Here is a 14,274-nt window from a genome sequence, read left to right as displayed (position 1 = left end):
GTGAGGGGGGCGACGGGCGATGCACGGCCTATGGACGAACGATCCGACGCGGCGGAGCCGCCGCCGGCGACCCTGTTGCACGGCCACCACGAGCAGATGCGCCGGCCCCGGTCACCGCGGTCGGCCCAGCCGTCACCGGCGCGGGGCCGACGGTCGCGCAAGGCAGACCCCGTCGGCGCACCGGGACCGGCGGGGCTGGGGAGCGGCGCGGACCGGGGGGCCCCGGTGAGTTCGCCGTCGACCTCCACGACCCTCCTCGACGGAGCGCTGCGCACACAGCCTCCGACGGGGACGCCGCTGACCAAGCCGCCGTCCTGCGGCGGCCCGGGATCGAAGAACATGGTCCACCAACTGGTGCTGGCCGTGCTGTGCGCGGGCTACGCCGTCGGTTCCGCGTTCGGCTGGGGCTCCGGCGAACTCGCGCTCATCATGGGGGACTTCGGGCTCGCGGCAGCGGCGGGCGCCGCCGCCGTGTCCTGCTTCCTCTACGCGCGCGCCCGCCGGGTCCGCTTTCGGCCCGCCTGGCTGCTGTTCGCGCTCTCCTCGGCGATGGCGGCCATGGGCAACCTGGTCTGGGGGTGGTACGAGGTCGTCCTGGACCGCCCCGTTCCCAGCCCCAGCTACGCCGACCTGTTCTTCCTGTGCTTCGCGCCGCCCGCGATCGTGGGGCTGCTGGTGATCGCCGCCCGGCCCATGACCAAGGCCGGCTGGGTCTGCCTGGGGCTGGACGCCTGGCTGATCGCGGGTTCGCTGCTGACCCTGTCGTGGAGCCTCGCCCTCGCGCAGGCCGCGCAGCTCGACGGACCGAGCGTGGCCCACGCGGCGCTGACGCTGGCGTACCCGCTGCTCGACATCGCCCTGGTGAGCATGGTGCTCGTACTGCACTTCCGGCGCTCGTCGGTCAACCGCACCGCGGTCAACACCGCCGTCGGCGCCCTCGCGCTGACCGTGATGTGCGACGCCCTGTTCACCTCGCCGCTGGTGCACCACACCTACCGCTCGGGCCAGCTCCTCGACGCCGGCTGGTTCGCCGGCTCGCTGCTGCTCGCGTACGCCCCCTGGGCCGCCGGCCGGCACGGGCCGGGGGAGGACGGGCACACGCGCGTGGTCCACGAGCACCGGCCCGGACGGCGCCCCACCGGCCACCCGCACATGCGGCCACCCGCACCGGGCGGTGACCACGGCCGCTATCCGGTCACCCGGCCCATCACCGGCTCCCTCGCCGCCCTCACGCCCTACCTCGCCGCCGCCGTCTGCACCCTGGGGATCCTCTACAACGTCCTCAACGGCCGCAGCGTCGACCGCGTGGTCCTGCTGACCGGCGGCGCGGTCGTGCTCGCCCTCGTGGTGCGCCAGGGGATCATGCTGCTCGACAACATCACCCTCACCCAGGAACTGGCGCAGAAGGAGAACCACTTCCGTTCCCTGGTGCAGGGCTCCAGCGACGTCATCATGATCGCCGCCCCCACCGGCGTCCTGCGCTACGTCTCCCCGGCCGCCGCCGGTGTCTACGGACGGCCCGCGGAGGAGCTGGTGGGCACGGAGCTGGCCCAGCTGATCCACCCGGAGGACCTGGGCTGCGTGGTGCACGAGGTGCGCCGCTTCCTCGCCGCAAGCCCCCAGGAGGAACCGACCACGCGCATCGAGTGCCGGTTCCGCTCGGGCGACGGCGGCTGGCTCAACGTCGAGTCGACCGTCAACCGGCACCACGGCGGGCTCATCTTCAACAGCCGGGACGTGACCGAACGGGTCCGTCTGCAGGCGCAGCTCCAGCACAACGCCGAGCACGACCCGCTGACCGACCTGCCCAACCGCGCCCTGTTCACCCGGCGCGTCCAGCAGGCGCTGTCCGGTCGGCGCAGCTCCGACCGGGGCACCGCCCTGCGCAACACGGCCGTCCTCTTCATCGACCTCGACGGCTTCAAGGCCGTCAACGACACGATCGGCCACCAGGCCGGGGACGAACTGCTCGTCCAGGCCGCCCGCAGGCTCCAGGACGCGGTGCGGCAGGGGGACACCGCCTCCCGGCTGGGCGGTGACGAGTTCGCCGCGCTGATCGTCGGCGACACCACCCGCGACCGCAGCGCCCGGGAGCGGCACATCCTGGAGCTCGCCGACCGCCTCAGGGTCACGCTCTCCCAGCCCTACCTCATCGACGGCAACGAGGTGCGGGTCGCCGCCTCCATCGGCGTGGCCTTCGCCGAACCCGGCTTCGGGGCCGGAGAGCTGCTGCGCAACGCCGACCTCGCCATGTACCGCGCCAAGGCGGGCGGCAAGGGCCGGGTCGAGCTGTACAAGCCACAGATGCAGCAGGACGTCGTACGGAAGGCGGAGCTGGCCACGCGGCTGCGTGCCGCGCTGCACGACGGCGAGTTCGCGCTGCTGCACCAGCCCGTGGTGCGGCTGGAGGACGGCCGGATCTCGTCGGTCGCCGCCCATGCCCGCTGGCGGTCCTCCCAGGGAGTGCTCTTCACGCCCGCGGAGTTCCAGCGGGTGGCGGAGGACGGCGACCGGACGGCCGAACTGAGCCGCTGGACGCTGGAGAGAGCCGTCGAGCAGGCCGCCGACCGCGCCGTGAGCGGGCTGAACGTGCCGGTGGTGGTCCGGGTGGGCGCCCGGCGCCTGCTGGACCGTTCGATGCCGCTGGGGTCGATCGAGGCCCTGCTGACCCGGCACGGGCTGCCGTCCGGGTCGCTGGTCGTCGAGCTGTCGGACATAGAGCCGAACGTGTCGCTGGACGAACTGGAGCGTCGTCTGGGTGCCCTGCGCAGGCTGGGTGTCCGGATCGCCCTGGACGGCTTCGGCGGCGGTTGCGTGGCCATAACGGCACTGCGCCGGCTCCCCGTCGACGTACTGAAACTGGACCGCGGTCTGGTGGAGGGTGTCGTCGAGTCCGCGCGGCTGCACAAGATCACCAGTGGGCTGCTGCGGATCGCCGGCGACCTCGGGCTGCAGTCCGTGGCCGAGGGCGTGGACCTGCCCGAGCAGGTCGTCGCCCTGCGGGCGATGGGCTGCACGCACGGCCAGGGCATGGCGTTCTCGGGGCCGCTCGACGAGTACCGGCTGCGCCGGGCGCTCGGCCGGGGCCAGTACCCGGTGCCGCACGGGCCCGCCGAGCCCGCGTTCGCGGGCGGTGGCGCGGGGGTGTACACCGGTGGTGTCCCCGCGGTTCTGGGAGGCGGCACCCACGGTGGCGGCACGACCCTTCGCTCACATAATGAGACCCCTGTCCCACCCACTTGACACTGGGTGCGTGCCGGGGGGAGGGTCAGTGCCATGCGCACCCGAATTCTCGTACTTGGACAGCGCGTCGGCTGAGCTGGGACCCACCGGAGGACGATCCGGAAACCCCAGCGACCTCACCGGCGCGCTCCCCTCGCTTGCCTTTTGGCACGAGGGGTTTTTTGTTGCACAAGCACCTGCCGTACCGCAGCCGAACACCGCACGAACTTCGCAAAAACCCTCAGCATCGAGAAGAGAATGCCGATGACCGAGCAGGCCACCGGGGCCCATCACCCGCAGCCGCGGCCCCGATCCGGAGGACAGCACTCCGCGTCCGTCGAGCACGTCACGGGTGCGCAGTCCCTCATCCGCTCTCTCGAGGAGGTCGGCGCCGACACGGTATTCGGCATTCCCGGCGGTGCGATCCTTCCCGCCTACGACCCGCTGATGGACTCCACGCGGGTGCGCCACGTCCTCGTCCGCCACGAGCAGGGCGCGGGTCACGCGGCCGAGGGGTACGCCCAGGCCACCGGCAAGGTCGGCGTCTGCATGGCGACGTCCGGCCCCGGCGCGACCAACCTCGTCACGCCGATCGCCAACGCCCACATGGACTCCGTGCCGCTGGTCGCGATCACCGGCCAGGTCGCCTCCGCGTCGATCGGCACGGACGCCTTCCAGGAGGCGGACATCGTCGGCATCACGATGCCGATCACCAAGCACAACTTCCTGGTCACCAAGGCCGAGGACATCCCGCGGACCATCGCGCAGGCGTTCCACATCGCCTCCACCGGCCGCCCCGGCCCGGTCCTGGTCGACATCGCCAAGGACGCCCTCCAGGCGAGGACGACCTTCTCCTGGCCGCCCACCATGGACCTGCCCGGCTACCGCCCGGTGACCAAGCCGCACGCCAAGCAGATCCGCGAGGCGGCCAAGCTGATCACCGCCGCCAAGCGGCCGATCCTGTACGTGGGCGGCGGTGTCCTCAAGGCCGGCGCGACCGCGGAGCTGAAGGTCCTCGCCGAGCTGACCGGCGCCCCGGTCACCACCACCCTGATGGCGCTGGGCGCCTTCCCCGACAGCCACCCGCAGCACCTCGGCATGCCGGGCATGCACGGCTCGGTGGCCGCCGTCACCGGTCTGCAGAAGGCCGACCTGATCGTCGCCCTCGGCGCCCGCTTCGACGACCGCGTCACCGGCAAGCTGGACAGCTTCGCCCCGTACGCCAAGATCGTCCACGCGGACATCGACCCGGCGGAGATCGGCAAGAACCGTGCCGCCGACGTGCCGATCGTCGGGGACGCCCGCGAGGTCATCGCCGACCTGATCCAGGCCGTCCAGAAGGAGCACAGCGAGGGCAACCAGGGCGACTACAGCGCCTGGTGGAAGGACCTCGACCGCTGGCGCGAGACCTACCCGCTCGGCTACGACCAGCCCGAGGACGGCTCGCTCTCCCCCCAGCAGGTCATCGAGCGCATCGGACAGCTCGCCCCCGAGGGCTCGATCTTCGCGGCGGGCGTCGGCCAGCACCAGATGTGGGCCGCCCACTTCATCCAGTACGACAAGCCCGCCACCTGGCTGAACTCCGGCGGCGCCGGGACGATGGGCTACGCGGTCCCGGCCGCGATGGGCGCCAAGGCGGGAGCGCCGTCGAAGACGGTCTGGGCGATCGACGGCGACGGCTGCTTCCAGATGACCAACCAGGAACTCACCACCTGCGCCCTGAACAACATCCCGATCAAGGTCGCCATCATCAACAACGGCGCCCTCGGGATGGTCCGCCAGTGGCAGACCCTCTTCTACAACCAGCGCTACTCCAACACCGTGCTGCACAGCGGCCCCGAGGCCGACGGCAAGCAGAAGAGCGCCGGCACCCGCGTCCCCGACTTCGTGAAGCTGGCGGAGGCCATGGGCTGCTACGCCATCCGCTGCGAGGACCCGGCCGACCTCGACAAGGTCATCGAAGAGGCGAACTCGATCAACGACCGCCCGGTCGTCATCGACTTCATCGTCCACGAGGACGCCATGGTCTGGCCGATGGTCGCCGCCGGCACCTCCAACGACGAGATCATGGCCGCCCGGGACGTCCGCCCCGATTTCGGCGACAACGAAGACGACTGAGCGAGGAAGACCCAAGAGACATGTCCAAGCACACGCTCTCCGTCCTGGTGGAGAACACCCCGGGCATCCTCGCCCGGATCGCCGCCCTGTTCTCCCGCCGCGGCTTCAACATCGACTCGCTCGCGGTCGGCGTCACCGAGCACCCCGACATCTCCCGCATCACCATCGTCGTGGGGGTGGAGGACCTGCCGCTCGAGCAGGTCACCAAGCAGCTCAACAAGCTCGTCAACGTGCTGAAGATCGTCGAGCTGGAGCCGGCCCAGGCGGTCCAGCGCGAACTCGTTCTGGTGAAGGTGCGCGCCGACAACGAGACGCGCTCCCAGATCGTCGAAATCGTCCAGCTGTTCCGCGCCAAGACCGTCGACGTCTCCCCGGAGGCCGTCACCATCGAAGCCACCGGATCCAGCGAGAAGCTGTCCGCCATGCTCAAGATGCTGGAACCGTACGGCATCAAGGAGCTGGTCCAGTCCGGCACGATCGCGATCGGCCGCGGTGCCCGTTCGATCACGGACCGGTCGCTGCGCGCACTCGACCGGTCGGCGTAGGACGCGTACCGGACTCACCCGCGACCGGAAACGGGCGGTCGGCGCGCCGTCGGCCGCCCGCATTCCGAGACCCCCAGACTTCCCTTCCACCCGCCGTCATACGGTGGGACGCAACACCTGCACTCAAGGAGAGAACCCAAAGTGGCCGAGCTGTTCTACGACGCTGACGCCGACCTGTCCATCATCCAGGGCCGCAAGGTCGCGGTCATCGGCTACGGCAGCCAGGGCCACGCCCACGCCCTGTCGCTGCGTGACTCGGGTGTCGACGTGCGGGTCGGTCTGCACGAGGGCTCCAAGTCCAAGGCCAAGGCCGAGGAGCAGGGCCTGCGCGTGGTGACGCCGTCGGAGGCCGCCGCCGAGGCCGACGTCATCATGATCCTGGTGCCGGACCCGATCCAGGCCCAGGTCTACGAGGAGTCCATCAAGGACAACCTGAAGGACGGCGACGCGCTGTTCTTCGGTCACGGCCTGAACATCCGCTACGGCTTCATCAAGCCCCCGGCCGGCGTGGACGTCTGCATGGTCGCCCCGAAGGGCCCGGGCCACCTGGTCCGCCGCCAGTACGAGGAGGGTCGCGGCGTTCCGTGCATCGCCGCCGTCGAGCAGGACGCCTCCGGTGACGCCTTCGCGCTGGCCCTGTCGTACGCCAAGGGCATCGGCGGCACCCGCGCCGGTGTCATCAAGACCACCTTCACCGAGGAGACCGAGACCGACCTGTTCGGTGAGCAGGCCGTCCTGTGCGGTGGTACGGCCGCGCTGGTCAAGGCGGGCTTCGAGACCCTGACCGAGGCCGGCTACCAGCCGGAGATCGCCTACTTCGAGTGCCTGCACGAGCTGAAGCTGATCGTGGACCTCATGTACGAGGGCGGCCTGGAGAAGATGCGCTGGTCGATCTCCGAGACCGCCGAGTGGGGCGACTACGTCACCGGTCCGCGCATCATCACCGACGCCACCAAGGCCGAGATGAAGAAGGTCCTCGCGGAGATCCAGGACGGCACGTTCGCCAAGAACTGGATGGACGAGTACCACAGCGGTCTGAAGAAGTACAACGAGTACAAGTCGCAGGACTCCGAGCACCTGCTGGAGACCACCGGCAAGCAGCTGCGCAAGCTGATGAGCTGGGTCGACGAGGAGGCGTAAGCCTCGGGCCGGGGGCCGGAGCGTGCTGCTCCGGCCCCTTTGGCGAACTGCGGGTAACGTCGTAGGAAACGGTGTTGTCCACCCCGTCCAGCCCCGGACGGGTGATCCTTCCGCAGAGGCGCATGACGACCTTTGCCGCGGCACTAGACTGCTGCACTAATACGCGTCAGGCCCACAACGTCGTGCGTCTTCCACGCGGCTAGCCCCTCCTCCGCCTGCGGCCGTCGGGACGGCCGTCCGCACGCATTGGACCTGTGAGGACTCACGTGAGCTCGAAACCTGTCGTACTCATCGCTGAAGAGCTGTCGCCCGCGACCGTGGACGCGCTTGGCCCGGACTTCGAGATCCGGCACTGCAACGGAGCGGACCGAGCCGAACTGCTCCCGGCCATCGCCGACGTCGACGCGATCCTGATCCGCTCGGCCACCAAGGTCGACGCCGAGGCGATCGCGGCCGCGAACAAGCTGAAGGTCGTCGCACGAGCCGGCGTCGGCCTGGACAACGTCGACGTCTCCGCCGCCACCAAGGCCGGCGTGATGGTCGTGAACGCCCCCACCTCCAACATCGTGACCGCCGCCGAGCTGGCCTGTGGTCTGATCCTCGCCACCGCCCGCAACATCCCGCAGGCCAACGCCGCGCTGAAGAACGGCGAGTGGAAGCGGAGCAAGTACACGGGCGTGGAGCTCGCCGAGAAGACCCTCGGCGTCGTCGGCCTCGGCCGCATCGGCGCGCTCGTCGCCCAGCGCATGTCCGCCTTCGGCATGAAGGTCGTCGCCTACGACCCCTACGTGCAGCCGGCGCGGGCCGCGCAGATGGGCGTGAAGGTGCTGTCCCTGGACGAGCTGCTCGAGGTCTCCGACTTCATCACCGTCCACCTGCCCAAGACCCCCGAGACGGTCGGCCTCATCGGTGACGAGGCGCTGCGCAAGGTCAAGCCGAGCGTGCGGATCGTCAACGCGGCCCGGGGCGGCATCGTCGACGAGGAGGCGCTGTACTCGGCGCTGAAGGAGGGCCGGGTCGCCGGCGCCGGCCTCGACGTGTACGCCAAGGAGCCCTGCACCGACTCCCCGCTGTTCGAGTTCGACCAGGTGGTCGCCACCCCGCACCTCGGTGCCTCCACGGACGAGGCGCAGGAGAAGGCGGGCATCGCGGTCGCGAAGTCGGTGCGCCTCGCCCTCGCCGGTGAGCTCGTGCCGGACGCGGTGAACGTCCAGGGCGGTGTCATCGCCGAGGACGTCAAGCCGGGTCTGCCGCTCGCCGAGCGCCTCGGCCGTATCTTCACCGCGCTCGCCGGTGAGGTCGCGGTCCGCCTCGACGTCGAGGTCTACGGCGAGATCACCCAGCACGACGTGAAGGTGCTGGAGCTGTCCGCCCTCAAGGGCGTCTTCGAGGACGTCGTCGACGAGACGGTGTCCTACGTCAACGCGCCGCTGTTCGCCCAGGAGCGCGGTGTCGAGGTGCGGCTGACCACCAGCTCGGAGTCGGCCGACCACCGCAACGTCGTCACCGTGCGCGGCACGCTCGGCAGCGGCGAGGAGGTGTCGGTCTCCGGCACCCTGGCCGGTCCGAAGCACCTGCAGAAGATCGTCGCGGTCGGCGACTACGACGTCGACCTCGCGCTCGCCGACCACATGGTCGTGCTGCGTTACGAGGACCGTCCGGGCGTCGTCGGCACCGTGGGCCGCATCCTCGGCGAGGCCGGGATCAACATCGCCGGTATGCAGGTCGCCCGTGCGGCGGTGGGCGGTGAGGCGCTGGCCGTACTCACGGTCGACGACACGGTGTCCGCCGGGGTGCTGGCGGAGGTCGCCGAGGAGATCGGTGCCACGTCGGCCCGTGCGGTGAACCTGGTCTGATCACCCGGCCCCTGTCGACCGAAGAGAGTGCCGGACGGACTCGCGAGTCCGTCCGGCACTGTCTTTTGGAGCAAAAGGGGAGTCCGATCAGCTCGCGGCGTCCGGTGCGTGCGATCGCAAGGCGCCGGAAGGTCCTTTTAGCCGTGCTACCAGGGCCTTTTGGCAACGCGGCCCGCGTGCGTGCCAGGTGTCGCGAGCCGGGCGCCCCTTTTGTTCGGAGCTCTTGGTGCCCGGTCCCGCCCTCAGGCCGGCAGGAGCCGCCCCTCCCGCATCTCCACCACCCGGTCGGCGAAGTGCCGTACGACGGCCCGGTCGTGGCAGATGAACAGGTAGCCGAGGCCCAGCTCGTCCTGGAGGCCGGCGAGCAGGTTGAGCACGCCGGCCCGCACGGACGGGTCCAGCGCCGACACCGGCTCGTCGAGGACCAGCAGACGCGGCTCGGAGGCGAGTGCGCGGGCGATGCCGGCCCGCTGGCACTGACCGCCGGACAGCTCGTACGGGCGGCGGTCGCCGTACGCGGGGTCCAGGCCGACGCGGTCGAGGAGCCCGGCCACACGGGCGGGGCCGTCGGCGTCGGTCCAGCGGCCCTGCACCTTCAGGGGTTCCGCCACCGCGTCGCGGATGCGGTGGCGGGGGTTGAGCGAGCCGTACGGGTCCTGGAAGACCGGCTGCATACGGGGGCGGAGGGGGCGCAGCTCGCGTTCGCCGAGGGAGGTCAACTCCCGGCCCTCGAAACGGACTTCACCCGCGTCCGGGCGGCGCAGTTGCAGGACGGCGAGGGCCGTGGAGGACTTGCCGCAGCCGGACGGGCCGTCGAGGGCGAGGGTCTCGCCCGGCGCCAGTGTGAAGGAGACGCCGTCGACGGCGGCGACGCTCCCGTAGCGGACCACGAGGTCGCGTACGTCCAGCAGGTGCGTCATACCGCTCGCTCCTCGTCGAACAGGGCGGCCGCGTCGTCGGGGACCCGGTCCGTGTGGTGGCAGGCGACCAGGCGCCCGTCGGCCTCCCGGGGCTCCGGTTCCTCGGTACGGCACCGGTGTGTCGTCAGCGGGCAGCGCGGGGCGAAGGCGCAGCCCGGCGGGAGGGCGCCGGGGGCCGGGGGAGAGCCGGGGAGGGTGGGCAGGCGGCGGCGCCGGGGGCCGTCCTGGGGGAGGCAGGCGAGGAGACCGGCGGTGTAGGGAGCGCGCGGGCGGCTCAGCACGGTCCGCGCCGGGCCCAGTTCGCTCGTGCGGCCGGCGTACAGGACGAGCACCCGGTCCGCGTGGTCGCGGACGACGTCCAGGTCGTGGGTGACGAGGAGCAGCGCGGCGCCGACCGCCTCACGCTGCTCGCGGAGCACCCGCAGCACCTGCTCGCGGCGCTCGGCGTCCAGCGCGGTGGTGGGCTCGTCGGCGACGACCAGGTCGGGTTCGTTGACCGTGGCCATCGCGATGACCGCCCGCTGGCGCATCCCGCCGGAGTACTCGTGCGGGTGGGCCCGGGCCCGGCGGGCGGCGTCCGGGATGCCCACCCGCTCCAGCGCGGCGACGGCACGGGCGCGGGCCTCCCGGCGGGAGACGCGGTGCACCGACCGGACGGCGGCGGCGAGCTGGTCGCCGACCGGGTGCACGGGGGAGAGGGCGGACAGGGCGTCCTGGGGGACGAGCGCGATGCGGCGGCCGCGGAGGGCGGCGAGGTCCGCCGAGCCGTCCAGGCGGATCTCGCCGCTCACCGTGGCCCCCGGCGGGGCCATGCCGAGCAGGGCCCGCGCGGTGAGCGACTTGCCGGCGCCCGACTCGCCGACCAGGGCGAGGACCTCGCGGGGACGGACGTCGAAGGACACGCCGCGTACGGCCTCGGTGCCGTCGAAGGAAACGCGCAGGTCGCGCACGGACAGCAGGACGTCAGACACCAACGGGGGTCTCCTTCTTCACCGTGGGGGTGGCTCTGCGGCCCCGTGCGTACGCCGCTCCCGCCACCGCGAGCCCGGCCAGCAGGGCCAGGGCGACGGCCGGGGCCAGGGCCGCCCACGGGGCGCGTTCCACGTAGGCGCGGGACTCGTCGAGGAGCAGGCCCCACTCGGGCGCCGGTGGCCGGGCGCCCAGGCCGAGGAAGCCGAGGGAGGCGAGGGCGAGGGCGATGCCGGGGAGGCGGAGCAGGGCGTGGCGGGCGACGGGGGCGGCGACCGAGGGCAGGACGTGCCGGGTGAGGATCCAGGACGGCGGTGCGCCGATGGCCCGCTGGGCGGTCAGGAACGCCGACGCCCGCACCTCCTGGACCAGTGCCGCCGCGTGGGCGGCCAGCGGCGGCCAGGAGATCAGGGCGACCGCGAGGGCCGCGCCGCCGGTGCCGGGCCCGGCGGCCGCGGCGACGAGGATGCCGACGATCACCGGGGGCAGCGCGTTGGCGATGTCCGCCGCCCCGGCCGCGATCCGGGGCAGGAAGCCGAGCGCCAGTGACAGGACCAGGCTGAACAGGCACACGGCCGCCGCCGTGCCGACGGTCGCCGCGGCGCCGTGCCCGAGACGGGCCAGCACGTCACGGCCGAGGCCGTCGGTGCCCAGCGGGTGGGCCCAGGACGGGGAGGCCAGCCGGGCCGCCGTGTTCACGGTGTACGGGTCGCGCAGCAGGCCCCAGCCGATCGTGGTGAGCAGGACGGCCGCGAGGGTCAGAGCGATCGCCGGGTGGGCGCGGACCGGGCGGGCGGGCGGCAGGGCCAGCGAGGCGTCCCGCAGGGCGGGGCCCAGCAGCCGGCGCCGGGCCAGGGCCGCCAGCGCGCCGGTGACCAGGCCGAGCAGCAGCAGGGCCAGCACCGAGCCCTGGAGCAGCGGCAGGTCCTGCGACTTGGCCGCGCCCAGCGCCGTACGGCCGATGCCGGGCACCGCGAACACGGTCTCCACCGCGACCGCGCCACCGGTCAGGCCGACCGCGGCCATGCCGAACTGCGGGACGAGCGGCGGCAGGGCGCGGCGCAGGGCGGCGGCCGCGATCCGCGCCCGGCCCACCCCGGCGCCCCGCCACAGCTCCACCCACCGCTCCTCCAGCACGGCCGGCAACGCGTCCGCGACGAGCCGTCCGAGCAGCCCGCCCGCCGGTACCCCGAGGGCCACGGCGGGCAGCACCATGTACTGCGGGCCCTGCCAGCCGGACGTCGGCAGCCACCCCAGCCACACCCCGCACACCAGCAGCCCCACCGTCGCCAGCAGGAACTCCGGTACGGCGGCCAGCATCGCGGCCCCCGCCCCGGCCGACGCGCGCCCGCGCACCAGCACGGGTGCCACGAGGGCGACGGCGAGCAGCACCGCCACGGCGAGGGCCGCGCCCATCAGGGCCAGCGACACCTGGAGCCCGGCCAGCACGGAGGGCAGGACGTCCGTGCCCGACACCCAGGAGGTGCCGAGGTCGCCGTGGAGCAGGTCGCCGGCCCACCCGCCCAGCAGGGACAGGGGGCCCGCGTCCAGGCCGAGGTCGCGGCGTACGGCGTCCAGGGCCTCCTGGGTCGGCTCCTGTTCGGCGGAGCGGGCGCGCAGGACGGTCAGGGCGGGGTCGCGGCCGGAGAGCCAGGGCAGCAGGCCGACGGCGGCGACCACCGTGAGGAGACTCAGGGCCCGGGTGAACCCGGCGGCCGTGGGCCTCACTTGACGTACGTGGCGGCCGTGACCAGCTCCCGCTCACGCGGGTCGTGGGCGGCGCCGACGACCCCGGCGGCGTCGCCCTGGATCACCCGCTCGTGCAGCATCGGGACGGCCGCGTCGGTCGCCAGGACGGCGGCCTCGGCGGCGACGACGGCCCGGCGGCGGGCGTCACCGGTGGCCGTCTCGCCGGCCTTCCTCAGCGCCGCGTCCACGGTGGGGTCGCTCAGCTGGGCGATGTTGAAGGAGCCGTCGGAGGCGAAGTCGCTGTAGAGGTAGGCGGCCGGGTCGCCGGAGTCCAGGACGGTGGCCCGGGAGAGGATGAAGGCGTCGAAGGCGCCCGCGAGCGCGTCGGCTTCGATGTTGGCGTACTCGCGCACGTCCAGCTTCACCGTGAACCCGGCCTTCTGCAGCTGCTGTTGCAGCGCGGCGGCGACCTCGGGCAGCTCGGCGCGGTCGGTGAAGGTGCCGATGGTGACGGTCCGGCCGGCCGGGTCGCCCGCCTCGGCGCGGGTCACCGGCTCGCGCAGTCCGGCCGCCCATGGCAGCGCCGGCCCGAGCAGTCCCCGGGCGACGTCGGCGCGGCCCTCGTACACACCCTTCACGATCGACTCGGCGTCGATCGCCTCGCGGGCGGCGGCGCGCAGCGAGGCGTCCTTGAACACGCCCTTCTCGGTGTTGAGGTACAGGGTGTTGGTGCGCGGCATGGGCACCTCGGTGACGAGGTCCTCGTCCAGCAGCGCGGCCTGCGACACCGGCACCGCCTCGACGATGTCGGCCTCGCCGCTGCGCAGGGCGGCGGCGCGGGCGGTGCCGTCGGGCACGAACCGCACGTCGATGCCGGGGGCCTTGGCCTTGCCGCCCCAGTAGGCGTCGTAGCGGTCGAGGGTGGCGGAGGAGGTGCCGTCGACCTTCGTCAGCTCGAACGGGCCGGTGCCCGCGCCGACGGGGTCGACCGTCTTCCCGGTGTACGCCTTCGCGGCGAGGACGGACAGCTGCGGTGAGCTGAGGCGCTGGGGGACGAGCGGGTCCTCGGTGGCGGTGGTGACCGTCACGGTGTCGGCGTCGACGGCCTTCACGGTCAGGTCGACGCCGTCCAGGATGCGGGGCTTGGGGGAGGCGCCGGCGGCCCTGGTGAGGGAGCGGACGACGGCCTCGGCGTCGAGTTCCGTGCCGTCGTGGAAGGTGACGCCGTCGCGTATCTCGAAGCTCCAGGTGCGTCCGCTCTGCTGCCAGGAGGTGGCCAGAGCCGGCTGGGCGTCGCCCTCCGCGTCCAGCTTCACCAGGGTCTCGGCGGTGGACCAGCGGGAGAGCTTGAACGCGTCGTCGGAGAGCGGGGACAGGCCCGAGCGCGGGGGCTGCATCATCGCGACGCGCACGCGCTTGCCGTCGGTGCCCGCGGACGCGGACCCGTCGCCGGTGAAGCAGCCGGTGAGCAGCGTGGAGGCGGCCGTGAGGACCGTGACGGGGAGCAGACGGCGGGCGGGCAGGCGCACGGAACACTCCGTAAAGGGATGGTCAAGGGTGGGAGATGCGCCGACCGTAGCACGATGACAATCATTTTCAGTAATTGACCGGAAGTGATCGCGGAATGTCTCAGCGGAAGGTCTCAAGGGCACGCGGTGACGCGTGCCGGAGGCGATGTGGGTCAGATGTCGATGATGTGTCAGAGGTGATGGGGGTCGGGGGCGATGGGCGTCGGACGTGATGTGCGTCAGGCGTCACAGGTGATGGGGGTCGGACGCGATGCGCGTCGGACGTCGGACGAGACGGGGGGCGGAG

9 protein-coding genes are annotated in these 14,274 nt (G+C 72.4%); 5 read left to right on the top strand and 4 right to left on the bottom strand.

Annotation, left to right across the window (positions count from 1 at the left end; genetic code table 11):
- Positions 1-225 precede the first annotated feature (225 nt).
- From ACIBBD_RS19510 to serA, 5 genes are all read left to right on the top strand, one after another.
- Positions 226-3,243: a putative bifunctional diguanylate cyclase/phosphodiesterase gene (locus tag ACIBBD_RS19510; RefSeq protein ID WP_399420674.1), complete on the top strand. Its 3,018-nt coding sequence runs from the start codon at positions 226-228 to the stop codon at positions 3,241-3,243.
- A gap of 243 nt (positions 3,244-3,486) precedes the next feature.
- A complete protein-coding gene (locus tag ACIBBD_RS19505; protein WP_399420673.1) occupies positions 3,487-5,340 on the top strand; it encodes an acetolactate synthase large subunit in 1,854 nt (617 codons plus the stop codon).
- 20 nt (positions 5,341-5,360) lie between these two features.
- Entirely contained in the window at positions 5,361-5,885 is a 525-nt protein-coding gene (gene ilvN, locus ACIBBD_RS19500; protein ID WP_399420672.1) for an acetolactate synthase small subunit, read from the top strand.
- Positions 5,886-6,026: 141 nt separating this feature from the next.
- Complete coding sequence (gene ilvC / locus ACIBBD_RS19495) at positions 6,027-7,025, top strand: ketol-acid reductoisomerase (RefSeq protein ID WP_399420671.1); 999 nt, start codon at positions 6,027-6,029, stop codon at positions 7,023-7,025.
- Between the two features lie 266 nt (positions 7,026-7,291).
- Entirely contained in the window at positions 7,292-8,881 is a 1,590-nt protein-coding gene (gene serA / locus ACIBBD_RS19490; protein WP_399420670.1) for a phosphoglycerate dehydrogenase, read from the top strand.
- Between the two features lie 242 nt (positions 8,882-9,123).
- On the opposite strand, the gene ACIBBD_RS19485 is transcribed toward serA, so the two are convergent.
- From ACIBBD_RS19485 to ACIBBD_RS19470, 4 genes are read right to left on the bottom strand one after another with little or no spacing between them, the layout of a single operon-like run.
- Positions 9,124-9,801, bottom strand: a complete 678-nt coding sequence (locus ACIBBD_RS19485; protein WP_399420669.1) for an ATP-binding cassette domain-containing protein — start codon at positions 9,799-9,801, stop codon at positions 9,124-9,126.
- Positions 9,798-10,772, bottom strand: coding sequence for an ABC transporter ATP-binding protein (locus tag ACIBBD_RS19480; RefSeq protein WP_399420668.1), 975 nt, complete (start codon positions 10,770-10,772; stop codon positions 9,798-9,800). Before ACIBBD_RS19480 ends, ACIBBD_RS19485 begins: the two co-directional genes overlap by 4 nt.
- Entirely contained in the window at positions 10,765-12,498 is a 1,734-nt protein-coding gene (locus ACIBBD_RS19475; RefSeq protein ID WP_399420667.1) for an ABC transporter permease subunit, read from the bottom strand. Before ACIBBD_RS19475 ends, ACIBBD_RS19480 begins: the two co-directional genes overlap by 8 nt.
- Entirely contained in the window at positions 12,495-13,988 is a 1,494-nt protein-coding gene (locus ACIBBD_RS19470; protein ID WP_399420666.1) for an ABC transporter substrate-binding protein, read from the bottom strand. Before ACIBBD_RS19470 ends, ACIBBD_RS19475 begins: the two co-directional genes overlap by 4 nt.
- Positions 13,989-14,274: the final 286 nt, after the last annotated feature.

Source organism: Streptomyces sp. NPDC051315, from assembly GCF_044455165.1.
GTDB lineage: Bacteria > Actinomycetota > Actinomycetes > Streptomycetales > Streptomycetaceae > Streptomyces.
The sequence above is the reverse complement of the archived record's forward strand: the minus strand, read 5'-3'. Positions and strand labels throughout refer to the sequence as shown.

Coding starts and splice junctions, on each gene's coding strand:
- ACIBBD_RS19505 (WP_399420673.1), top strand. CDS start 3,487: ATGACCGAGCAGGCCACCGGGGCCCATCACCCGCAGCCGCGGCCCCGA.
- ilvN (WP_399420672.1), top strand. CDS start 5,361: ATGTCCAAGCACACGCTCTCCGTCCTGGTGGAGAACACCCCGGGCATC.
- ACIBBD_RS19485 (WP_399420669.1), bottom strand. CDS start 9,801: ATGACGCACCTGCTGGACGTACGCGACCTCGTGGTCCGCTACGGGAGC.